This is a genomic window from Pediococcus damnosus (assembly GCF_001611155.1).
Classification (GTDB): Bacteria; Bacillota; Bacilli; order Lactobacillales; family Lactobacillaceae; genus Pediococcus; species Pediococcus damnosus.
On record NZ_CP012294.1, the window covers coordinates 1,210,897 to 1,231,374 of the forward strand.

The 20,478-nt window shown below is 38.4% G+C and carries 21 protein-coding genes and 1 pseudogene; 6 read left to right on the forward strand and 16 right to left on the reverse strand.

From position 1 onward, the window contains the following. Nucleotides 1-71 precede the first annotated feature (71 nt). Nucleotides 72-2,270: pseudogene (locus ADU73_RS10725) on the forward strand (glycoside hydrolase family 31 protein). A gap of 46 nt (nucleotides 2,271-2,316) precedes the next feature. On the opposite strand, the gene ADU73_RS05740 reads toward ADU73_RS10725, so the two are convergent. The 10 genes from ADU73_RS05740 to ADU73_RS05780 form a co-directional block, all read right to left on the reverse strand. Then, nucleotides 2,317-3,324: an amidohydrolase family protein gene (locus ADU73_RS05740; RefSeq protein WP_062913269.1), complete on the reverse strand. Its 1,008-nt coding sequence runs from the start codon at nucleotides 3,322-3,324 to the stop codon at nucleotides 2,317-2,319. A gap of 16 nt (nucleotides 3,325-3,340) precedes the next feature. Continuing rightward, nucleotides 3,341-4,297, reverse strand: a complete 957-nt coding sequence (locus tag ADU73_RS05745; protein WP_056986189.1) for an alcohol dehydrogenase catalytic domain-containing protein — start codon at nucleotides 4,295-4,297, stop codon at nucleotides 3,341-3,343. A gap of 332 nt (nucleotides 4,298-4,629) precedes the next feature. Next, nucleotides 4,630-4,776 (reverse strand): type II toxin-antitoxin system CcdA family antitoxin, encoded by a 147-nt coding sequence (locus ADU73_RS10730; protein ID WP_258312931.1) that lies wholly within the window; start codon nucleotides 4,774-4,776, stop codon nucleotides 4,630-4,632. 95 nt (nucleotides 4,777-4,871) lie between these two features. Next, on the reverse strand, nucleotides 4,872-5,027 hold the full coding sequence (locus ADU73_RS10605) for a type II toxin-antitoxin system HicB family antitoxin (protein WP_226996019.1): 156 nt from the start codon (nucleotides 5,025-5,027) through the stop codon (nucleotides 4,872-4,874). A 52-nt stretch (nucleotides 5,028-5,079) separates the two neighbouring features. Continuing rightward, the gene (locus ADU73_RS05755; protein WP_046872449.1) at nucleotides 5,080-5,430 is read right to left on the reverse strand and encodes a type II toxin-antitoxin system PemK/MazF family toxin; all 351 of its coding nucleotides are present in this window, start codon (nucleotides 5,428-5,430) and stop codon (nucleotides 5,080-5,082) included. Continuing rightward, complete coding sequence (gene mazE, locus ADU73_RS05760; protein ID WP_226996020.1) at nucleotides 5,427-5,663, reverse strand: type II toxin-antitoxin system PemI/MazE family antitoxin; 237 nt, start codon at nucleotides 5,661-5,663, stop codon at nucleotides 5,427-5,429. The genes ADU73_RS05755 and mazE overlap by 4 nt, the downstream gene beginning before the upstream one ends. Before the next feature lie 214 nt (nucleotides 5,664-5,877). After that, nucleotides 5,878-7,284: a C69 family dipeptidase gene (locus ADU73_RS05765; protein ID WP_046872450.1), complete on the reverse strand. Its 1,407-nt coding sequence runs from the start codon at nucleotides 7,282-7,284 to the stop codon at nucleotides 5,878-5,880. Between the two features lie 94 nt (nucleotides 7,285-7,378). Then, nucleotides 7,379-8,926, reverse strand: coding sequence for a DHA2 family efflux MFS transporter permease subunit (locus ADU73_RS05770; protein ID WP_226996021.1), 1,548 nt, complete (start codon nucleotides 8,924-8,926; stop codon nucleotides 7,379-7,381). A 273-nt stretch (nucleotides 8,927-9,199) separates the two neighbouring features. Continuing rightward, nucleotides 9,200-9,358 (reverse strand): putative holin-like toxin, encoded by a 159-nt coding sequence (locus ADU73_RS10660; RefSeq protein ID WP_081036081.1) that lies wholly within the window; start codon nucleotides 9,356-9,358, stop codon nucleotides 9,200-9,202. 564 nt (nucleotides 9,359-9,922) lie between these two features. Beyond that, nucleotides 9,923-10,720 (reverse strand): HAD family hydrolase, encoded by a 798-nt coding sequence (locus ADU73_RS05780; RefSeq protein ID WP_052694534.1) that lies wholly within the window; start codon nucleotides 10,718-10,720, stop codon nucleotides 9,923-9,925. A gap of 169 nt (nucleotides 10,721-10,889) precedes the next feature. Here ADU73_RS05780 and ADU73_RS05785 point away from each other — a divergent pair, with 169 nt between their 5' ends. The 3 genes from ADU73_RS05785 (at nucleotide 10,890) to rbsK (ending at nucleotide 15,080) form a co-directional block, all read left to right on the forward strand. Next, a complete protein-coding gene (locus ADU73_RS05785) occupies nucleotides 10,890-12,266 on the forward strand; it encodes an NAD-dependent succinate-semialdehyde dehydrogenase (protein WP_056986237.1) in 1,377 nt (458 codons plus the stop codon). Between the two features lie 258 nt (nucleotides 12,267-12,524). Next, on the forward strand, nucleotides 12,525-14,021 hold the full coding sequence (locus ADU73_RS05790) for a zinc ribbon domain-containing protein (RefSeq protein WP_046871862.1): 1,497 nt from the start codon (nucleotides 12,525-12,527) through the stop codon (nucleotides 14,019-14,021). A 141-nt stretch (nucleotides 14,022-14,162) separates the two neighbouring features. Beyond that, complete coding sequence (gene rbsK / locus ADU73_RS05795; protein ID WP_062913271.1) at nucleotides 14,163-15,080, forward strand: ribokinase; 918 nt, start codon at nucleotides 14,163-14,165, stop codon at nucleotides 15,078-15,080. 103 nt (nucleotides 15,081-15,183) lie between these two features. Here rbsK and ADU73_RS05800 read toward each other — a convergent pair whose 3' ends face one another. Continuing rightward, entirely contained in the window at nucleotides 15,184-15,645 is a 462-nt protein-coding gene (locus tag ADU73_RS05800; protein ID WP_052694533.1) for a GNAT family N-acetyltransferase, read from the reverse strand. Between the two features lie 69 nt (nucleotides 15,646-15,714). Beyond that, a complete protein-coding gene (locus tag ADU73_RS10515; protein WP_155386982.1) occupies nucleotides 15,715-15,891 on the reverse strand; it encodes a hypothetical protein in 177 nt (58 codons plus the stop codon). Nucleotides 15,892-16,013: 122 nt separating this feature from the next. On the opposite strand from ADU73_RS10515, the gene ADU73_RS05805 reads away from it, so the two are divergent. After that, nucleotides 16,014-16,862 carry an aldo/keto reductase gene (locus tag ADU73_RS05805; protein WP_046871860.1) on the forward strand — a complete coding sequence of 283 codons (849 nt, stop codon included), beginning with the start codon at nucleotides 16,014-16,016 and terminating at the stop codon, nucleotides 16,860-16,862. Between the two features lie 56 nt (nucleotides 16,863-16,918). Here the strand turns inward: ADU73_RS05805 and greA are convergent, their stop codons facing one another. Both greA and ADU73_RS05815 read right to left on the reverse strand, forming a co-directional pair. Beyond that, nucleotides 16,919-17,389, reverse strand: coding sequence for a transcription elongation factor GreA (gene greA / locus ADU73_RS05810; RefSeq protein ID WP_226996022.1), 471 nt, complete (start codon nucleotides 17,387-17,389; stop codon nucleotides 16,919-16,921). 270 nt (nucleotides 17,390-17,659) lie between these two features. Beyond that, nucleotides 17,660-18,661 carry a quinone oxidoreductase family protein gene (locus ADU73_RS05815; protein WP_046871859.1) on the reverse strand — a complete coding sequence of 334 codons (1,002 nt, stop codon included), beginning with the start codon at nucleotides 18,659-18,661 and terminating at the stop codon, nucleotides 17,660-17,662. Between the two features lie 116 nt (nucleotides 18,662-18,777). Here ADU73_RS05815 and ADU73_RS05820 point away from each other — a divergent pair, with 116 nt between their 5' ends. Next, entirely contained in the window at nucleotides 18,778-19,260 is a 483-nt protein-coding gene (locus ADU73_RS05820) for a MarR family winged helix-turn-helix transcriptional regulator (RefSeq protein WP_062913272.1), read from the forward strand. Between the two features lie 57 nt (nucleotides 19,261-19,317). Here ADU73_RS05820 and ADU73_RS05825 read toward each other — a convergent pair whose 3' ends face one another. Both ADU73_RS05825 and ADU73_RS05830 read right to left on the reverse strand, forming a co-directional pair. Further along, entirely contained in the window at nucleotides 19,318-19,563 is a 246-nt protein-coding gene (locus tag ADU73_RS05825) for a hypothetical protein (protein ID WP_046871857.1), read from the reverse strand. A 215-nt stretch (nucleotides 19,564-19,778) separates the two neighbouring features. Next, complete coding sequence (locus tag ADU73_RS05830) at nucleotides 19,779-20,291, reverse strand: YbhB/YbcL family Raf kinase inhibitor-like protein (RefSeq protein WP_046871856.1); 513 nt, start codon at nucleotides 20,289-20,291, stop codon at nucleotides 19,779-19,781. Nucleotides 20,292-20,478 lie beyond the last annotated feature (187 nt).

The window sequence follows — 20,478 nt, forward strand, 5'->3', positions numbered from 1 at the left end:
AAAGTGGGTACTTTATTGTGAGCAATATTATACAAGGAAAAAAATACCGTTTTACTATTTTGACTGAACGAATGATTCGTTTGGAATATTCGGAGAGTGGCCAGTTTGAAGATCGGACAACTCAAGTTGTTCAGAATCGAAAATTAGATAATCCTGAATACCAGGTCTATCGTGAGCGTAATGGTCATAAGCTGGAAATCACTACTAAGTTTATCCATCTTTATTACGATGGTGGTAAGTTTACTGCAGATAATTTGTATTTAGATGCTGCATACAGTTATGGAACCTATATGAGTCGATGGTACTTTGGTGAGCCAATTCAAAATAATCTTAAAGGTACAGCTAGGACTTTGGATAAAGCAGATGGTGTGATTCCATTAGAGGATGGGATCATGTCAAAAGATGGATTCTCATGTATCAACGATTCAGAATCGTTTATTTTAAATAATGAAAAGTTTGAAATTCGTGAGCATCCTGAAATTGACTATTATTATTTTGCTTATGGGCATGATTACGAAGAAACCTTGAAAGATTATTATCGTCTGACGGGTTTCACTCCATTGGTTCCTCGGTACGCATTAGGCAATTAGTGGAGCCGTTACTGGAAGTATACGCAAGAGGAGTATAAAGAATTATTTGAACGTTTTACGGATGAAAAAATCCCAATTTCAGTAGCAGTGATGGACATGGATTGGCATCTTGTCCATGGTATTCCTAAACGTTTTGGAAGTGGTTGGACCGGATATTCTTGGAACAAGAAATTATTTCCTGATCATAAAAAATTATTGAAATGGTTACATAATCAAGGAAAACATGTGACATTAAATGATCATCCGGCTGCCGGTATACGAGCGTTTGAGGATGCTTATCCGGCGGTTGCCAAACGACTTGGTTTAAATCAGGAGAAAGAAGAACCGGCACTGTTTGATTTTCAAAATTCGAAATATCGTGACGCTTATTTTGAAGATGTTCATCATCCATTAGAAAAGGACGGAATTGATTTTTGGTGGATTGATTGGCAACAGGGACAGAATCGCAGCGCAAAAAAAGTTGATCCTCTTTGGTTACTGAATTATTATGTGTACAAAGATAATGAACAGCAACATCCAGGTGAGGCTTTAACTCTGTCACGATATGGTGGTCCTGGTAGTCATCGCTATCCACTGGGATTTTCAGGTGATACAGTTTCTAGCTGGAGTTCATTGAAGTTCCAACCATACTTTACAGCAACAGCTTCAAATATTGGGTATACTTGGTGGAGTCATGATATCGGTGGTCATATGAAAGGATCGTATGATAGCGAGTTAGCTGTTCGTTGGTTACAGTTTGGAGTGTTCAGTCCTATTAATCGCCTTCATAGTTCAAATAATCCATTTAAGGGTAAAGAGCCTTGGAATTTTGATGAAAATGCGCGTCAGGTTATGAATGAATTTTTACGTTTAAGAAGTGTACTTGTGCCTTATATTGATACTGCTAATTATTTGACACATACGCAGGGACTGCCACTGGTTGAACCAATGTATTATAAATATCCTGATGAAAACTCAGCCTACAAAGTTTCAAATGAGTATTATTTTGGTAGTGAAATGATTGTGGTTCCTATCACGGAACCAGCAGATGAAATTAGTGGAGAGGGGCAAGTCAAAGCTTGGCTACCTAAAGGAGACTGGTACGATCTGTTTACGGGGCTTAAGTATGTTGGTGACACATATGTAAATGTTTGTCGATCAGAAAATAATTATCCAGTGTTTGTTAAGGCCGGTGGAATTGTACCGATGAACCCTAATTACATGGAGAATGTTGAGAAGCTTCCAGAAAAATTAGATATTCGCGTTTATCCTGGCCGAGATAACCAATATAAGTTAATAGAACATGCAGGAAATTCTGTTGCAAAAACAACCTTTGATTTTGATGGGATTGATAAAATAAGCATTACAGTAGAAGATGCGGATCATATTATTCCAAAGATAAGAAAAATTAATATTTTTGCTTGTGGTAACGTGGCAAATAAAAATGCGCATGCAAAAGAAATTATTTTTGGCTCAGAAAAAGATTCAAAGATTGAAAAAATTAAATTTCAGACAGACAGTAAATTGTCTAAGTCATTAATTTTTGAAAAACTACAACATGCAAAGATTAGCTTTGATTTAAAGAGTGAAATTTGGAAACAGCTTAATAAGGAATCTAGTGTGATTCAAAAGGTAAGTTTTTTAAATAGTTTAGATGATAAAAATTTGGCTAAAATGTTAATTGAACTTGTAATCGCTTAGTAAATAAAAAATCTTCCTTAAATAAAGGGAAGATTTTTTACTTTATTTACAATTTTAACAGCTTCTCTGCGGTTCCATGAGCAATCATTTCACGATCTGTTTCACTAATCTTTGCATCCCGGATGAATGGTTCAATTTGATCAGTAGGCTCAAACGGGTAATCAGTGGCGTACATGATGTGATCAGCACCCATTTGCTCAATTGCCCAGTTCATCATCGATTTTGTATACAAGCCACTCGGCGTTACGTAGACATTATCCTGGAAGTATTCAGAAATTTTGCGATCCAGATTCTTGGCGACGGGCATCAGAGTTTCATCAAGTCGTTCCTGATAAAATGCCGTTAATTCGCCCCAATGACCCATAATAAGTTTAAGACTTGGATGGCGATCGAGGACACCCGCCAACATCATTCGAACGACCTGTAAACCGGCCTCGGCATGCCAGCCAAAACCTGGTGTCGCCAGTGCACCACCAGCTGCGGGAGAATATTGATCACTCAAGTATTGGGATTTAATGATTTCTGGTTTTGGAACTCCCGGATGGACATAAATGGGCACATCTAGTTTTTCAGCCTCAGCAAAAATTGGTTCGAAAAAAGGATCATCCAAATATTTGTTCAAGGTGCGACCATGAATCATCGTACCCTTCATGCCAAGTTCCTTCACAGCACGTTCTAATTTTTGAGCAGAGCCTTCCGGATCTTGAGTGGCAATCGTTGCAAACCCAGCATAACGATCAGGGTGTTTGGCAACTAATTTAGCAGTTTCATCATTTGCTAGTTTGGCGATTGGCAAAGCGATGTTTCCAGGGATGGTTTCTAAACCTTCTGCGGATAAGACTTGCATGGTGATTCCATGGTCATCCATGAATTTTAAACGAGCATCCATATCTTCAAACTTTTCGTCAGGAAAATTATATTGAGCTAAACCACCGCCAAGTGCCTTACCAATTTCAGGATTGCCGGCTCTTTGTGGTTGGGTTGCTTTGTAGGCCTTGAGTTCGCGTTCCACACTCGGAATATTATAGTGCTCTTCGGTTGTAATTAATTTCATGTATTTGGCTCCTTAACTAAGGTAAAACGACAACTTTACCAAAACTATGTTGGCTATCCAAAAAGGCTTGCGCATCCCCAGTGTGATCCAGATCAAAGGTCTTTGTTGGGGAAACATCTAAGCTATGATCTTCAATTAATTTCAAGAGATTGTTAAATTTAGCTTCAGTAATACTGTTGGAACCGAAGCTTGTCAGATAAGTGCCAGAAGGAATTGCACCCATAGGATCAAAGTCTTTTATTGTCCAAATACCACCAAGTTCGCCAGTTAGGCAGAGAATACCACCTTCATTTAATGCACTTGAAGAATTTGTTAATGTCAAACAGCCAATTAATTCCAGAATTTTATCGAAGTGTTTATCACCAACCTGTAATTCGTTATCTTTATCTTCAAACACGCCATCGAAGCCGACTGATTTAAGTTCATCGCTTTTGGCAAGATTGCGAGTGGTGCCATAAACTTTAATGCTAGGGTCCATCGCCTTAGCTAATTTTACGGCGGCAACGCCCACTCCGCTGGTAGCACCACGAACTAACAGAGTATCATTTTTCTGTAATTTTAAATTTAATAGTGACCCATAAGCCGTGAAATAAGTTTCTGGGATAGCAGCTAAATCAGCCCAATCTAAATTAGTTTTAACAGGATAGATATTGTCATTGGGAATCAAAGCATACTCTGCATAACTGCCATCGAAGGCTCGGCCCATACCACCCATTAAGGTAACCACTTTTTGGCCTTTAGGTAATCGTTTCGCATCAGTTGTATCAGCAATTTTACCGACACCTTCAATTCCTAAAATCCGTGGTAATTTTACATCTGGTGACCAGCCATTACGGGTAAAAATTTCGGATCGGTTAATACCAAATCCCTTAATTTTAATTAATGACCAACCAGGCTTTACTTCCGGGGTGGCAACCTCTTTATATTCAAATGTGTTGGCATCTCCTGGTTTTGTTAAAACAACTGCTTTCATAATTGATTTCTCCTTTTTTGATGATTATTTTGTGTTTGCAAGCTTTTGTTCTCGTTACGGTGTTCAATCTTGCTATGTCAGTTAACTTCTGAGTCGGACTAGTTATTTCATTAGAATTCATCGTTGGTCGAAGCTTAAGTATCTGATGAACCAATTATAGTCACAAACTAGGTTAATTAGGACACGTCTCCGACTCATTTAGCGGGTAGCTCATGACATTAGTCTAGGTTTTATTGCCTAAATTGGCCAATAAAATGCACGGATTTCACGATAATAAAAATGCCACTCTCAATCTCGTCTTGTTAACGACTTTGGAAAGTGGCATTTTCTATTTATACTCCTAGCTTATCTTCTAAAGCCTCAGTTAGTGTTTCACTGAAATTGATGCCCTTTTCCTTAGCTGCATTGGCCAGAGACATCGGAATAGTGACATTTTTACGTACGGTAACGTTTTTGGCTTTCCGACGAGCGGCCTTCATGTCTACGCCAATTAAGTTAACAAGTTTTCCTGGATTTTCTAATTGAACTTGATCTATTGGTGTAGGTTTTGGATACTTTGGATAATCGGGAAGTGCTACAGCAACGCGTCAGGGGCATTTTTGATAGCTTCTACCAAAGTTTTGCCATCGGTGGCTGTGTCAGGAATATCGGGAAAGGTAACTGTATAGTAACCATCATTATCTTCATTATCAAAAATTGCTGGATAAACGACGTAATTAGGTTTTGTCATAGTTTCTCCTTCACAAATTAAGTACACAAGGGTACAGTAGCAGATTTTTTAATTAAAAAGGAAAATCAAAGCTAAAAAGTACGTTTTGAGCCACTTGATAAAAAGTTTCTTCATCAAGTTGGCCAAGCATTTCAACGTTGCGGTTAGCCTGAGGGGTGTAATCGAGAGAGAAAATCTGGTTTGTGTTTACTTTGCTGCTATCTGACAGTGATTTATTGTGTACTGAAACCAAAAATGGCCGCTTTTTATCTGTTGAGGTAATTGGACAAACGATTATTAAATTTGTTGCACGATTATAGGATTCACTACTCATTACTAAGGCTGGGCGACGTTTCTTAATTTCATAACCTTTGGATGGATCGAAATCAATATAAATGAGGCTTCTTTGGGGGATGCTTATCACTTGCTGGCCTCGTCTCCAGATGGTATATAATCCACGTTAATTTCTGGTGTATAAAACTCACCAGGCTTGGCATTCTTAAAATAATTTTCAACCTTCGGGATTAATGTGATTGAACCATTCTCCTTTTTAACAATGATAAATTCTTGACCAACACTTACATTTAATTTCTTGGGTAAAGTAATGGCAACTGAGTTTCCTAATTTTCTAACTTTTGAGACATTTTCATCGTTCAAGCTAATTAGCCTCCTTGTACTTCTGTATAACCTAATTATATATGTTAAATTAATAACTATCAATTTCTTTCACTTCAAAACTATTAATGCAATGGGTACTCAACAATTTTGGCTATATAATTAGAATTACGCGCAAAAACGACGAATAATTTTTTTGCAAAAAAAGAGCCTCAAGAAACAAAACGCGTTCCTGAAGCTCAAGCAATTGATTAGTTTAATCGTTTAAAGTAAATTGTAATTTCATCTGAGGTTCACCTAACGCTAACATTTGACCAAGTAATTTGTTAGCACGTGTCATGGCAACGTCTGACATTTGGTTGTTTACTGATTCCAGATAAGCTGAAACATCAGCCTGTTTGCTGTAGGCAGCATCAGCTTTATGTTGCAAGTTACGACAATCAGCAACTGTATTTTCTTCGAATAAGTTTTCCTGATCTTCATACAACCCAAAGTTATGATCACCCATTAAAGCAAGCACATTTGTTAACCAGTACATGTTAGTTGGATCACATTCGCCAGTTGTGCTTTGGTAAGCAGTAGGCGTGTCATTGACATTAGCGTAGAAAGGAACGGGCGCATTAAATGTGTTAGGACCAAATGCGAGCCAATGAATTGCTGCAATTTCAGCGGGGACATCGTTACGAATTTGGAGAATATGCAATTCCTGATTTCGGTTAATCCCGATTGGTCGGAATTGTTTTTTCTCATCTTCAGTACCAGTACCATAAGGATCATAAGGGGTGTTTTGATAATGAGAACTCAAAACAAACTTCATATCTTCAACACTAATTTTCTTTTGAGTGCGACAAATGAATGGTAAGTCTTGATCGATCGGACTTTCGTTACGTTCTGGGTTAAAGTATTTTTGGCCATACCAAGCACGCGGGTTATTATAACGCGTGTCTTTAACGGTAGCACTGCCAAAAATATGACGTAAGTTAACTTGATCGCGGTCAGGATTTAAGTGATTCTTTTCAATCAAATCAGGTAAGTCTGCGGCAAATAAAGTATCTTCAGAATCAAAATCATATTGATCGATGTTGAAACGGTTGGGGGCAATCACGTATGCATCATCAGGGATGCGAATAGCTGCCCAGTGATGACCGCCGATTGATTCGAAATACCAAACCTCATCTTTATCAGAAAAAGCCATCGCGTTCATTTCGTAGGTCCCATATTTTTCTAATAGGGCACCAAGCCGTTTGACGCCTTCACGAGCAGAATGAATGTAAGGAAGGGTAATGGTGGTAATATCTTCTTCACCAATTCCATCATCTACTAGTGGGTCAACACCAAGAATGCGTGAATTAGAAGTGATGGTTTCAGTAGCGGTCATTGCGACGTTTTCACTATTGATTCCAGCACCCGCCCAAACGCCGCGACCGTCTGTTGCATCAGGAGTTGATGTGTAGCGGAGGGGATTATCAGGAAGATCAATCTCAACAGGACTTAAAACAGATTTGTAATGTGTTGGTTGGTCAGCTGGTTTGATTACAACAAACTTCTGAGGATTGAGTGGACCAGCACCGTCTTCGTTACGGGCGATCATTGTGGAACCGTCAATCGAAGCTTTTTTACCGACTAAAATTGTGGTACATGAACCTTTAATACGTTTTGTCATAAAAATATCATCTCACTTAATTATTTCCTTAATTGTAGGTTATTTGAGCGAAAAATGCGAACCAAAAATCAAAATTAACCATATACCATATGTTTTATGATTTTCGTTGCACAAGGACGGCTAATCCACTCACCACTATACAAACGATGAAGACCAGTATGAATTCTGAAGTGGCCCCATTTGCTGTTTGTTGAATTACACTAATGTGTTGAGTTCCGTGGCCTATTAACATTGCCGAAGCAATCGCGGTTCCCATGGATCCAGCGTATTGTTGCAGCGTATTAAAAGTGGCATTTCCGTCACCGATCAATTGTGGTGGAATATTCTGCAATGCTGATGTTAAAGAATTATTAAACATAAAACTGAATCCAATCGCGTAGAGGGCATATAGAATTGCGATTAATCCGACGTTTAGATTGTTATGAAAAACTACAAAACCTAAAGTAGCCATCAAAATGAAGCCACTACCGATTAATAGTGGTTTGCCAATCCCATATTCATCTAAAATTCTGCCAGTAATAGGTGCCAAAATGGACGATGCCAAACTTCCTGCAAATAACATGAAACCAGAAATAAACGTCCCTTGATGTAAGACAAGTTGCGCGTAATTTGGTAGTAAAAATGTGAGGGAAAGCTGAACAAACTGAATGGAAAAATAAATAATTAGCGGTAATGTGAAAGCCCAGTGCTTAAAAATTGATAGATTAATTAACGGTGTTTGGGATCGTTGTGCCAAGTAAACAAAAAGGCCTAAAAAGAGTATTCCAATAATTACGTATCCATAGAATTGGATCGCGTTCCAACCATAATTTCCAGCGTTATTAACTCCCAAAGTAAGCATAATTAAGGCTAAGACAAAACTAACAAATTGACTCCAAGGAAATTTCGATTTTTGCGGTGCTGATCCTTGTTTGATAAATAAAAGGCCCACAACACTTGCGATTATTGCGATTGGTAGAATTAACCAAAAGATAAATCGCCAGGACAAGTTTTGAGTCACAAGGCCGCCATATGTGGGACCGAGCGATGGCGCTAATGCGATCACCATTCCGCCGATTCCCATGTAGCTTCCTTGTTTAGCCAGCGGAATTTCTTGCATAATTTCGGCGATTAACAGGGGCATGGTAATTCCTGTGCTGATGGCTTGAACAATGCGTCCCACTAGCAACATCGGAAAACTAGTGGCTGATCCACAAATAAAAATACCAATTAATATCATGGCCGCGGCGACAAAGAAAAGCTGTTTGAATAAGTACCGGCGTTCCATAAATGCCGCAACGGAAATCACCGCAGCGACTACTAATAGATACGCCGTCGTGATCCATTGGACGGTGTTTAGCGAAACATCGAACTGTTTCATGAGGGTTGGAAACGTGACGTTCATCGAAGTTTCGATTAAAACACCACAAAATGCTAAACCTGCTAATCCAAAAATGGCAAGTTTAGTTGTAAAAGGAACGTGTGACTGACTTGACTGCATAAAAAAACCTCCAATTTCTGAAGAAACACCAGCGATCGTTGCTAATGACAACGTACTTTTTCTCAGAGTTGGAGTTGATTGAGTTTTTGGAAGTTCAATTTCAGCATTCTCAAGAATATAGAAGTATAAGCAATAAAAATTAATGACCCACATGGGTTTCATGTAACTGACTACTTGAGCAATTGTACCAAGAGGTAAAAAAAAATTCAAAGCGTCATTTACAAAAAAATTGGGTTAATTGAGCAAAAAATGCGAATTTAAAAAAATTTGGGATATTTTTCCGATTTCATTGTTTTATTTTTAAAAATGAACATGCTATAATTAACTTACAAAAAGAAGCACTGATTGTAGTCAGTGCTTCTCATGCAGAACCGTTAAAGACGGTGGCACAGACTTAGTTATTTGAAGTAACCGTTACTGGCTAAAGTAAGACGGTTACTTTTTTTGTTGATTTTTAATCAACTCAACAATAAATGTTAACAGAGATAATAAAAATATCCCAAACGTCAACATCAATTGTAACGCATCGATCACCGACACGAGGCTACTCCTTTCGTCAGGATTAGAAACCGAGATTCTTAATCTCATAGGCATCACACCTTTCAGAAAAAGTCGCCACCGTCTTAACTTTTCTACAAATTAAATTATATCATATGAATCTATATGATTCCTTTAGTATCAATGGATAGACAACTTTATAAATGCATAAAAACACAGATAGTTATAATAGTCTGATAAAAAATCTAAGATAAAAACAAACAAGTAATAATTCCTGAATCTTAATTCACCAAAAATAATAACAACATCAAAGGACTCTTGAACGACTAACTCATACAAGTTGGTTTCAAGCGTCCTTTTATTAATTCATTTTTGCTTCCGATAGTGAACAATATTTCTAATGAATATAATTGCAATAGCAATCCATAAAATATCACTAAATTGCCAAAGAATGGCATGAGGATACTCAGAATATATAAATACAGGGGCTGAGGTGAAAACAAGCAGAAAAATAGTTGCGATTAGTCTCCATTTGTTTATCCGCAAAGCTTTGATTTTGAGTAAGGAAAAACCAATTAAAATTGGGATACCAAAAAGGATTATGAAAAATAAGGCATCTCTCAAATCTGACATATAATTCCTCGTTTTGCAGGCGTAAGGTTATTTATTAAAAACGTGTTGCTGCATGCCATTGGCCACGCCATCGTCACTATTACTTGTAGAAATGAATTTGGCATATTGTTTTACGTCTTCAGTAGCATTGGCCACGGCGATTGGGAGGCCAACCTTTTTAAACATGGGGATGTCATTTTCACCGTCACCAAAGGCAGCTAACTGATCACTTTGAAGATGTTCTTCAGCCTGAATTTGAGCGATTGCATTTGCCTTTGTAGCACTAGTATCGGTGACTTCAATATAGGAATCCCCAGAAGTCATGATGTTTACATTGGCCAGATTGAGTTGCTTTAGATAATCTACCAATTGACTAAATAAGACGGGGTCAAAACTAATGAGCATAAATTTATAGATCGTTTGATTTGCATCAGGCAAGTCACTGATCACTGGTTTTTCATGGGTAATGGAAGTTTCAAAATCAGTTTCTTTACAGTTCTTATCAGTATACCAGGCCGTGTCTGAATACCAGTTTAATGAAGAAGCTGGAAATTGTTGGTGAACGACATCAATAATTTTTTGAGCAGTTTGTGGGTCAATCGCCTTTGAATAGACCTGTTGATAGGCTGTTGAAGTTGGTTTATAAATTAGGCCGCCATTAAACGCAACCTGAGTGGTGTGTAAATCTAAATCCTGAATGGCAAATTGCATTTCAAATGGTGCGCGCGCGGATACTAGTGAAACCGGAATTGGACTGTTTTTGATGACGGAAATATTTTTAGTGCTGATTGATCCGTCCGGACTTAACAAGGTATTATCCATGTCTAAAAAAATATGTTGAATCATAATGATTTTCTCCCTCTTTTAGTTGATACTTAGAGTGTAGCATTAAAACGCTACCAGTGGAATGAATTCTATATCCTTTTAATGGGCAAATCGTTCGCATTAACCGATTTGCGCTCGTTATAATTGAGCTACAAATGAATTTAACTCAACTCAAAATAAGGAGACTATTATGGCTTACAAATCAGTTAATCCCTACACGAACGAGACGTTAAACGAATATGAAAACGCAACGAGTAATGAAATTGAAGCTGCTCTTCAAACGGCGACGGATTTGGCCCAATCTTGGGAAACTGTTTCTATCAGTGAACGGGCAACCGTGCTCCATGCAGTAGCCAGCCAATTACGTGATGAAAAACAAGCGATGGCCGAAACAATGACCCGTGAAATGGGAAAATTGATTGGTGAATCTGAAGATGAAGTCGATTCATGCGCCTCAATTGCCGATTATTTTGCGGATCATGCAGAAGAATTCATGCAACCAACTGAAATTGAAACGAAGGACGCCAAGGCAACCGTTTTAAAACAGGCTTTTGGCCCAATTTTGGCGTGTGAGCCTTGGAATTTTCCGTTGTATCAAGTAATGCGGATTTTTGCCCCTAACTTTATGGTCGGCAACCCAGTTATTTTAAAACATGCGTCGATTGTACCGGGTTCGGCACGAAAGATTTCGCAAATTGTGGATGATGCCGGTGCTCCTGAAGGCAGTTTGATTAATCTTTTTTTAGACTATGATCAAATTGCTGATATGATTGCTGACCCAAGAATCGCAGGAGTAGCCTTAACGGGATCCGAGCGGGGTGGTAAATCAGTGGCCAAGGCGGCTGGTGAAAATTTGAAAAAGTCGACATTGGAGTTAGGCGGTAATGACGCGTTTGTCGTTTTAGAAGATGTGGATCGAGAACTTTTATATAAAGTGGCACCAGCGGCTCGTCTTGCCAACTCTGGCCAAACTTGTACAGCATCTAAACGATTTATTGTCCCCGATGCACTTTACGACGATTTTATGGATGCGTTAATTGTGAGCTTTTCTGAAATGAAGATGGGAGACCCACTGGATCGCACCACAACCTTAGCTCCGATGTCGTCTGAACATGGGAAAGAAAAGCTTCAAAAACAAGTTGATGAAGCAATTGCCAATGGTGCAGAAGTTGTCTATGGTAATGAATCCGTGCAAGCGGAAGGGCAATTCTTTATGCCGACGATTTTGACGGATATAACTCCAGAAAATCCCATTTTTGATCAAGAACTGTTTGGACCGGTTGCCCAAGTTTTCCGAGTTCACTCAGAAAAAGAAGCAATTCAGCTCGCTAACAATTCGCAGTATGGCTTGGGAAGTGTGGTCATGTCCTCTGATTTGAAACATGCCGAAGAAGTTGCCAGTCAAATTAAGGCCGGCATGACGTTTGTAAATCACGGTTGGACCAGTTTACCAGAATTACCATTTGGCGGAATCCGCAATTCAGGTTATGGGCGTGAGTTAAGCAAACAAGGATTGATGACTTTTGTAAATGAACATTTAATTTATACAGCAGAAAATAAAGAATAGGATATGGACGATTGCAATAGGTAAACTCGAAGAAAGTAGAGTTTGCCTATTTTTTATTCGAATAATTTAAAAATTACAAATTAATTAATATAACCATAATTAAAATCAATGATCATAACATAAAATTGATGATACTATGATATAATATTTTTAGCTACAGTCATGCAGGCAGTGAGTTAGCCAACTTAAAATGAATTTTTTTGAGTGTGAATAAATTTACTGTGGCAGTAAAGATGTGAAATATAGAGGAGACTAATTATGGATGACAAAAAAATGTTTTGTCCAAATTGTGGCGCAGAAACCGCAAAGAGTGCTCATTTTTGTAAGCAGTGTGGATTCAATATTGCAGATTATCTTGCTAAACAAACAAGTGAAGTACATACACAACCAGAACAATCTGGTGAAACACCAACCAATAAAACTAATGCTGGTACTGACAATGATTCTGTAGGTCAGAAATATAATGAAAATGAGGAACAGACCCGGGCGGCTGCAAATTATCAGACAAAACCGCAAAAAAAATTACCAAAATGGGCAACGATTCTAATTGCGTGTGTTGTGGTTCTCTTAATCGGAGGATATATGTTTGGGTCTGATTACTATCAAAAATCCAAACAATTAGATCGGACAATTTCTGCAATTCAGGGCGACAAAAATGTGGCTCATTACTTTACGACCACGGATCCTAATTTAAAAATCACAAATAAAAACATGGAACCCTTTGTCAAAAGCATGACTGATAACAAACAAAAATTAAGTATCTTAAAGTCCCAATTAGGTAGTATAAGCGGGATGACCACCAATCAGAAATTTATTTTTAAGTTGGACGGAAAAGCATGGTTACTATTTCCAAAGTATCAGGTGTTTGTAAAGCCAGTCTATCCAATCGTCTCAACGAATCACACTGATGTAACTTTATCAGTTGATAAAAAGAAAGTGCTCAACACAACTGCGACAAAATTGTCTAAAAAAATCGGGCCGCTTGTGCCCGGATTGTATAATCTAAAATCAACCGGGACAGTAAATGGGCATGCAATGACCAACAGTGCAGACTATGAAGTTGATAGTAATAAGGCCTATGATCTGTCGTTAAAGACGATTTCTTTTGATGTAAAAGGATATGCAAATTCCAAAATATACTTAAACGATAAATATAAGGGAACGATTGATAGTTCAGGCGTTTACTCTTTTAATAATATTCCTTGGTCCAGTGTGATGAAACTGCAATTGAGGTATAAGACGGGTCAGGGAACAATTTCGTCAACCACAAAATCAATCAGTGAAAGCGATGATGGAACGGAAATTAGTGTTGATTTTCCGGGAATTATGACTAAGTCTGATGCCAGCGATGAGCTGGATAGTATTTTCTCTGGATTTGAAGCAGTAGCTGCAGATGGCGAGGAAAGTGACGCGACTGATTATAATGGGAACAAACTTTCCGAAAGTTTTATAAATGGGTCTTCAAATTCGCAATATCAAGATCTGTTGAAAATGTCTAAAGGCTATTACAAAGATGATGATATTAACAGTGTTAGTTATGATCCTGAAGTGAAGAGTATTGTGCCAAGTGGCCGAAATAGCGCGGATGTAACTTACGATGTAACTTTTGATTTCGATGATTCCGATAATGAACGAGTTCAAATTTATCGGTATGTCGCAACGTTTGTACAAAATTCTGATACAGACGAGGGCTATCAGGTTAAAACAATTACGCCTTCGAAATTGATTAGTGATAAAAAAGAAGACAATGATTAACAGATAGATAATCTTAAAGTGTTGGAAGGGTTTAAACAAACCTTTCAATTCTTTTTTATTAACTTGGGATTATTAATTGACTAATGATTTGTTTTTTGGTTTCATTAGGTTAAATACAAATCAATATTTTAAGGAGTAGCCATGACAAATCAAGTGACGGTTGTTGGCAGTTTGAATATGGATATCCACATTCCGGTTGACCATATCCCTTTGCAGGGAGAAACATTGAGTTTATTAAGGCCAAGTAGTCAAGCTGCCGGAGGAAAAGGAGCTAATCAGGCTGTCGCAGCCCAACGATTAGGTGCTTCGGTTCACTTCATTGGAACAATTGGTAAAGACGATGCTGGTCAGTTCTTGTTGAAAAAATGTCAAAATGAAGGCATTGATATTAGTGGCGTTCGGGAATTATCAGCGGCCAATACAGGTCAGGCGTTTATCATTTTAGAACCAGACGGACATAACTCCATTATGGTGGAGGGCGGTGCCAATAAACTGGGAACGGTTGAAAATGTGACCGATGACCGCGCAAATATTCAAAGCTCACAAATTTTGATTGCCCAATTGGAAACAAATTTGGAACCAGTCATTGCGGCGTTTTCCATGGCTAAAAAAGCTGGCGTCCTGACAATTTTAAATCCAGCACCGGCTTTGCCAAAGTTACCAGAAGAGTTAATCAAGTTAACGGATGTCATCACGCCAAACGAAACGGAAGCGGGGACTTTGACTAATTTGAAGGTGGAAACCAAAGCGGATTGTGAGGAATCTGCAGAAAAGTTTCGTGAAATGGGGATTGCCAATACGGTGATTACCCTCGGATCACGCGGCGTCTTCTATCAAGTTAACGGTAAATCGGATTTGATTCATGCTCACAAAGTAAAACCGGTGGATACAACGGCCGCCGGTGATACTTTTATCGGCGCTTTGGCTGCCAAAATGGTCCCGGACCTAAGCAATATTGCCGAGGCGATTGAGTTTGCCAATTTGGCCTCATCACTAACGGTCCAAAGGGCGGGCGCTATGGATTCAATTCCGGATTTAGCGAGCGTAGAAAACCAGTGAGTAAATTTTGATTTCACGTCAATAACCGTTTTTAAAAATCGAGATAAAAATAGCTAGAGAAAACTGATTTAGTATAATCAAGTTTCCTCTAGCTTTTTAAATTTTATTGAATGCGTGACATTTTGACAAAGGTCACGGGTTTGCCAAATGATTGGCCTTCTCGTTCGCCTGTTTTGTTAAAACCTAGGATATGAAAAAGATGAATAGCACGCTGATTGAAAGAGGCAACTTCTAGCGTGACTTTCCCAAAGTAATGATAATGTTGCTGGGCAAACGCAAGACACTGTTGAACAAATTGGGTACCAAATCCTTTTCCAGTATCTTTCGGGCGAATACCTAAACCAATTTCTAAAATGCCATTATGAAATTGATATTCATAAATTCCAAATAACTGATCAGCATCATCTAAAATGGCATAGTAATCGCTGATCCCTGCGAGCAGTTCGTTAAGAAGATCTATGCGATTAACAGAAGTCGGAAAATTATAAAATGTGTAAGGTTCTGAATATTGCCAATCAAGATATTCATTTGCTTGTTGGGTGGTCATTTTTACAATGCGAGCCATTGCTATCAATCCCTCTTTACACGACAAGCATACGCCATATTTATGGATTTTAATAGCGTTAACGGGTGCTTATACGTGTTCTTGATTACTTTTATGTTGGCCAATTATAATTGTTAGAACAATTAAAGCTGCACCTAAAATAAGACAGAGTGTGTTAGCCCATTGCATTGGAAACGGCCGGCTGATCCCAATAACGATAATTAAGATAGCTGCAGCAATCATACGTTGATACATTTTGCTAGACATTAAATCACAATCCCTTCTAATACTTATATTTTAACAGGTTGAAGCTTATTAATCGACCCATCTAAAGAAAACGCGTACAATTTATTTGAGTGCAATAAAATTAATAGAAATGAGGAAAAACAATGTCAGTTTTAACAGATACATTTGAATTAGCAAACGGCGTCAAAATTCCTAAAGTTGGATTTGGAACTTGGCAAACCCCAGCCGGCGATGTGGCGTATCAAGCAGTACGGAATGCGTTAAAAGTTGGGTATCGGCACATTGATACAGCGAAGGCCTATGGGAACGAAGAGGATGTGGGTCGTGCAGTTCGCGATTCTGGAATTGCCCGGGATCAAATTTTTGTCACATCAAAACTTCCTGCACATAGTAAAACGTATGATGAGGCAATGGCAGATTTTGAAAGTACGTTCAAAAAGCTGAATATTGATTATGTTGATCTTTATTTGGTCCATGCACCATGGCCATGGGATGAGATTGGTAAAGATTGTGATAAAGGAAATGTTGAAGTTTGGCGGGCAATGCAAGATATTTATGCTAGTGGCCGAGTTAAGGCAATTGGGGTTTCAAACTTTAATGTGCATGATCTTAAAAATGTGCTGGCTGATGCAAAAGTAAAGCCAATGGTTAATCAAATTCAGTATTATGTTGGGTATACTGAGCCTAAGATTACAAGCTTTGCGAAACAAAACGGAATCCTAGTTGAAGCTTATTCACCATTGGCAACTGGTGGTTTGCTGAAGAACGATCAAATGTTAGCTTTAGCAAAGGAAAACAAGGTTAGCGTCGCTCAATTGGCGTTACGTTTCTGTTTACAAAATAATATCTTGCCGTTACCAAAAGCGGTTGGTCAATCACATATTGAGGATAATGCCAAATTAGACTTTGAAATTAGTGATGAAGATATGGAGAAGCTTAATGGAATGCCAGATACAGCACCTGAACATTCTCATAATAAAACCCAAGGATAATAGTAAAATCCACGCAGACTTGTTAGCTTGCGTGGATTTTTGTATGAATTGGAAAATTATAAATTAACGGATAAAATTTTCACTTGATAAGTTTCCTCTGGGGCATGGATTGTAACGATATCGCCAACGGTTTTATTTAATAATGCTGATCCCAATGGTGAAACCAGGGAGATTTTGTTTGTCTTGATATCTGCTTCCTGTTTTCCCACTAGTTGATAGTCCATTTGGTCATGATCATCCACAAATTCAATGGTAACTTTTTTACCAATTTCGACAATTTGATTATTAGTTGGTTGGACAATCTTGGAATATTGCAGTTGTTTATTTAAAAAATGAAGTCGACTTTCCAGTTGACGAAGGTCTCGTTTTGAAAAAGTATACTCAGCATTTTCGGAACGATCGCCCAAAGCAGCTGCAGCGGCCAGGCGTTTAGTTAACGCAGGACGTTTAGCTTTTAATTCTTCAATTTCTTTTTCAATTTCATGATATCCAGTTGCAGTAATTTTATTAAAATAAGGTTCTGACATAGTTGCCTCTCTTACTAGTTTAATTGCCTCCATTCTACTATTTTGAGGAGTGAAGAGCTGGTTTTTGGGCAGTTTCTTGAAACAAGCTTAGAGATGTAAACACGTCTAACCGCGGGATGCGATTCCGCTACCGACGCTCTTATAGCTCTATAGCTCCCGTTTCAATCCACTCACTGTTTTTAGGACAGCTTGGCAAAACAAGAGGCCGATCATAAGCACGACTCCTGTGGGATTGCGATCTCGCTTCCGTCACACTTATTTATCACCTTTTTAACGCTTTATCTCACTCACTTTAATTACCGTTCGCACTCCACTTGGAACTGGTTTTTGCCAGTCAATATCTTTGGCCGCGTCTTCTAACGAAATCGTTTTGACAGTCGTTTTAATTTTGCCCGTGCCCAATAATTTCCAGACGGCTTGATAGACAGCTTGTTGATTTTGCATCACTTTTGGTGTTTGCATACCGATGATTTGCAAGCCTGATGTGCGCAAAGCGGTCGACGGTAAGGTGATGTTTTGGCCGGCAATTGCTCCAATGGAAACAAGCGAGGTTGCCCTTTTCATCTCTAAACTAGTGGGGACGATTGATTTTAGAATCAGTTCAATGGGATGGCCCCACAAGTAATCTAAAATAATTAAATCACCTTTGATTTTCATGTTAGACAGGTTATTTAAAATTGTTTCGTCATCGTCAGCTAATGAAATTGTTTGAGTGGCTCCGAGATCTTTCAATGCGGCCAATCGTTCTGGGTTTCGACCAGTGCCAATGATTTCTGCGGCGCCCAACGCTTTGGCGGCCTGAATTGCCAATTGTCCTGCAAATCCAGTTGCACCGTTGATTAAAACGGTGTTTCCAGGTTTCATTTCTAAGCTAAATTGCAGAGGAGCAATGCTGGTTGTTAGTGAAGAAGCTGCGGCCGTGCTTGAATAAATATCAGTATCTTCAGGAATTTCAAAAAGTAATTTTGAATTGGCAACTGTCTGTTCTGCAAATGAGCCGAAGCGTGGTTTCAATGTACGAGCGGGAAAGGCCACTAGCTTACCATTATCCACGCGGCGCCCGATACCACTTGCGCCAGGGATACTTGGAAATGCAGGATGCCAATAGGTACTTGAATAATGGCGGCCAGTCGCATTGGCCTTGTCAAAATTTTCAATTGGCGCTGCTAGGACATCAATTAAGGTATCAAATTTGGTGTCAGCGACGGGAGTAGGAACGTTCAAATCAATCATTGGGGCTGTTTTAAAATCTTTTATTATTAATGCTTTCATAGTTTATTATCCTTTTTTATTTTTTATATTACCGGTAATCAATATTTTAAATATAAAGCAAACCTTTCCTGTTGTCAACTATTAATTACTGGTAATATATAAGTGGAGGTGTAATTATGGACGAAAAGCAGTATCAAACAATTACACAGTTATTAAAACAACTTAGTGCAACCGAAAATCATAATCAACATGAAGTGTGGATTGCCAAACAAGCAGCAATTAAGGAAAATCCACAAAAAAACCATCTGACCCATAATGATTTGGATATTTTGGGTGTTCTGTTACAAGGAGAAAAAACGGTCAGTGAAGTAGTTGAGGCGGTTCAAATCACGCAGGGAGGAACTTCACGACGGATTAATCATTTGGAAAAATTAGACCTGCTAGAAAAATTTAAGCGGCCCACTAATAAAAAAACGGTTTATTTGAAACTGACGGCTGATGGTCAAAAATTGGCAACGGCCCACATTGCCCTTCATAAACATTTGCATGAAGAGACTGTGCAAGCATTGGCAGAGTTTTCGGATTCGGAGCTGGCAGTAGTGACGCGGTTTTTGCGCAAACTGGCGGATGCACAAAAGGATTTTGAGACACGTTACTAAAAACGATAACTATTAGTGGTTCTTAAATTATCGTTCTTATAATCGTTTTTGAAATGTTTAAGTGTTTAAAGGGACTAACCAATCTGAATCGATCAATTGGTTTAACGTTTTGTTGATGGGTAACCAGAGTTTTGCTTTAATAATATCCTTAAGTGATTGCCAAAATAAGGGATCATCTTTTTGAGTTTGAGTGGGATAGACGAAGAGACATTTGCCAGAAATGGTTTTGACCTCAATTTTTGCTTGATAAATACCCAATACTTGAACTTCTAAAACGGATAAGTTTTTACTGTTTAATAACATAATCATCGCTCCTTACTTTCTTTTGAATGAATATTCTAAGTATGCAGGGGTTAGATTAAATCGAATTTAAAAATCTGTGATCATTATGTGGTGTTTAAAGTAAGAAAAACTAAAGGCCTTAACCAAAAGATAAACACAGCTAAATGAAAATTAAATTGCTAAACTAAAACAGGCATAAATTGCGATGTCACACAATTTATGCTTGCTTTTTTGAATTAAGCTCGACTGATAATGCTGAGCCTTTGTTTGCTAATAATATGACCCTTTGCGGCATGGTAAAACTCATTTAACCAGAAACCATTCTGCAAACTAAGGGTGGTATCTAATGCATAAATACTCAACCAGTAATCATGATTTTTGTCTGGTGGCGTAGGACCGATGTAATGACGAGTAGTTAGTGGATCCGTTGCGCCGATTAGTGAACCAGCCGTGCTGTTATTGCCCTGAATAAAGTCAATAACATTGCTCTGACTGGCATTTTCTGGAATTGTGACCGATTTGTCAGCTGGAATGTTGACCGCAGTCCAATGAATCCATGGGAAACCACAAACTGGAACGGCATCGAAATCCAGTAATGTTAACGCCAGCGTTGTAGCATTGTCTGGAACATCCTGAATGTCAATCGGAAATGAAATCGAAGGATTGCCATTGTAAATTTGCTCTGGAGCGGCATGCTTACTGTATTTATCTAGTAATAATCCATTTGATGTCGGAACTGAAATTTTCATTATATAAAACCTCCTCGGATTGCTTGATAGCTTTACTCTACAGCAAAATTAGGGCGATATAAACTCATACGTCTCTTGACGGTAAGAAATCATGTGTTCGCGGACATTTTTGCTTAAAAATTTGCAAAAATATATGAAAGCGCTAAACAAACCTGTATTATATAAATATAGAAGTTTTAAATGGAGG

What these genes read in the sequence shown, in the direction of transcription:
- ADU73_RS05740 (WP_062913269.1), bottom strand. Translation starts at nt 3,324, where the DNA reads ATGAAATTAATTACAACCGAAGAGCACTATAATATTCCGAGTGTGGAA.
- ADU73_RS05745 (WP_056986189.1), bottom strand. Translation starts at nt 4,297, where the DNA reads ATGAAAGCAGTTGTTTTAACAAAACCAGGAGATGCCAACACATTTGAA.
- ADU73_RS10730 (WP_258312931.1), bottom strand. Translation starts at nt 4,776, where the DNA reads ATGAAGGCCGCTCGTCGGAAAGCCAAAAACGTTACCGTACGTAAAAAT.
- ADU73_RS10605 (WP_226996019.1), bottom strand. Translation starts at nt 5,027, where the DNA reads ATGACAAAACCTAATTACGTCGTTTATCCAGCAATTTTTGATAATGAA.
- ADU73_RS05765 (WP_046872450.1), bottom strand. Translation starts at nt 7,284, where the DNA reads ATGACAAAACGTATTAAAGGTTCATGTACCACAATTTTAGTCGGTAAA.
- ADU73_RS05770 (WP_226996021.1), bottom strand. Translation starts at nt 8,926, where the DNA reads ATGAAACCCATGTGGGTCATTAATTTTTATTGCTTATACTTCTATATT.
- ADU73_RS10660 (WP_081036081.1), bottom strand. Translation starts at nt 9,358, where the DNA reads ATGCCTATGAGATTAAGAATCTCGGTTTCTAATCCTGACGAAAGGAGT.
- ADU73_RS05780 (WP_052694534.1), bottom strand. Translation starts at nt 10,720, where the DNA reads ATGATTCAACATATTTTTTTAGACATGGATAATACCTTGTTAAGTCCG.
- ADU73_RS05785 (WP_056986237.1), top strand. Translation starts at nt 10,890, where the DNA reads ATGGCTTACAAATCAGTTAATCCCTACACGAACGAGACGTTAAACGAA.
- ADU73_RS05790 (WP_046871862.1), top strand. Translation starts at nt 12,525, where the DNA reads ATGGATGACAAAAAAATGTTTTGTCCAAATTGTGGCGCAGAAACCGCA.
- rbsK (WP_062913271.1), top strand. Translation starts at nt 14,163, where the DNA reads ATGACAAATCAAGTGACGGTTGTTGGCAGTTTGAATATGGATATCCAC.
- ADU73_RS05800 (WP_052694533.1), bottom strand. Translation starts at nt 15,645, where the DNA reads ATGGCTCGCATTGTAAAAATGACCACCCAACAAGCAAATGAATATCTT.
- ADU73_RS10515 (WP_155386982.1), bottom strand. Translation starts at nt 15,891, where the DNA reads ATGTCTAGCAAAATGTATCAACGTATGATTGCTGCAGCTATCTTAATT.
- ADU73_RS05805 (WP_046871860.1), top strand. Translation starts at nt 16,014, where the DNA reads ATGTCAGTTTTAACAGATACATTTGAATTAGCAAACGGCGTCAAAATT.
- greA (WP_226996022.1), bottom strand. Translation starts at nt 17,389, where the DNA reads ATGTCAGAACCTTATTTTAATAAAATTACTGCAACTGGATATCATGAA.
- ADU73_RS05815 (WP_046871859.1), bottom strand. Translation starts at nt 18,661, where the DNA reads ATGAAAGCATTAATAATAAAAGATTTTAAAACAGCCCCAATGATTGAT.
- ADU73_RS05820 (WP_062913272.1), top strand. Translation starts at nt 18,778, where the DNA reads ATGGACGAAAAGCAGTATCAAACAATTACACAGTTATTAAAACAACTT.
- ADU73_RS05825 (WP_046871857.1), bottom strand. Translation starts at nt 19,563, where the DNA reads ATGTTATTAAACAGTAAAAACTTATCCGTTTTAGAAGTTCAAGTATTG.
- ADU73_RS05830 (WP_046871856.1), bottom strand. Translation starts at nt 20,291, where the DNA reads ATGAAAATTTCAGTTCCGACATCAAATGGATTATTACTAGATAAATAC.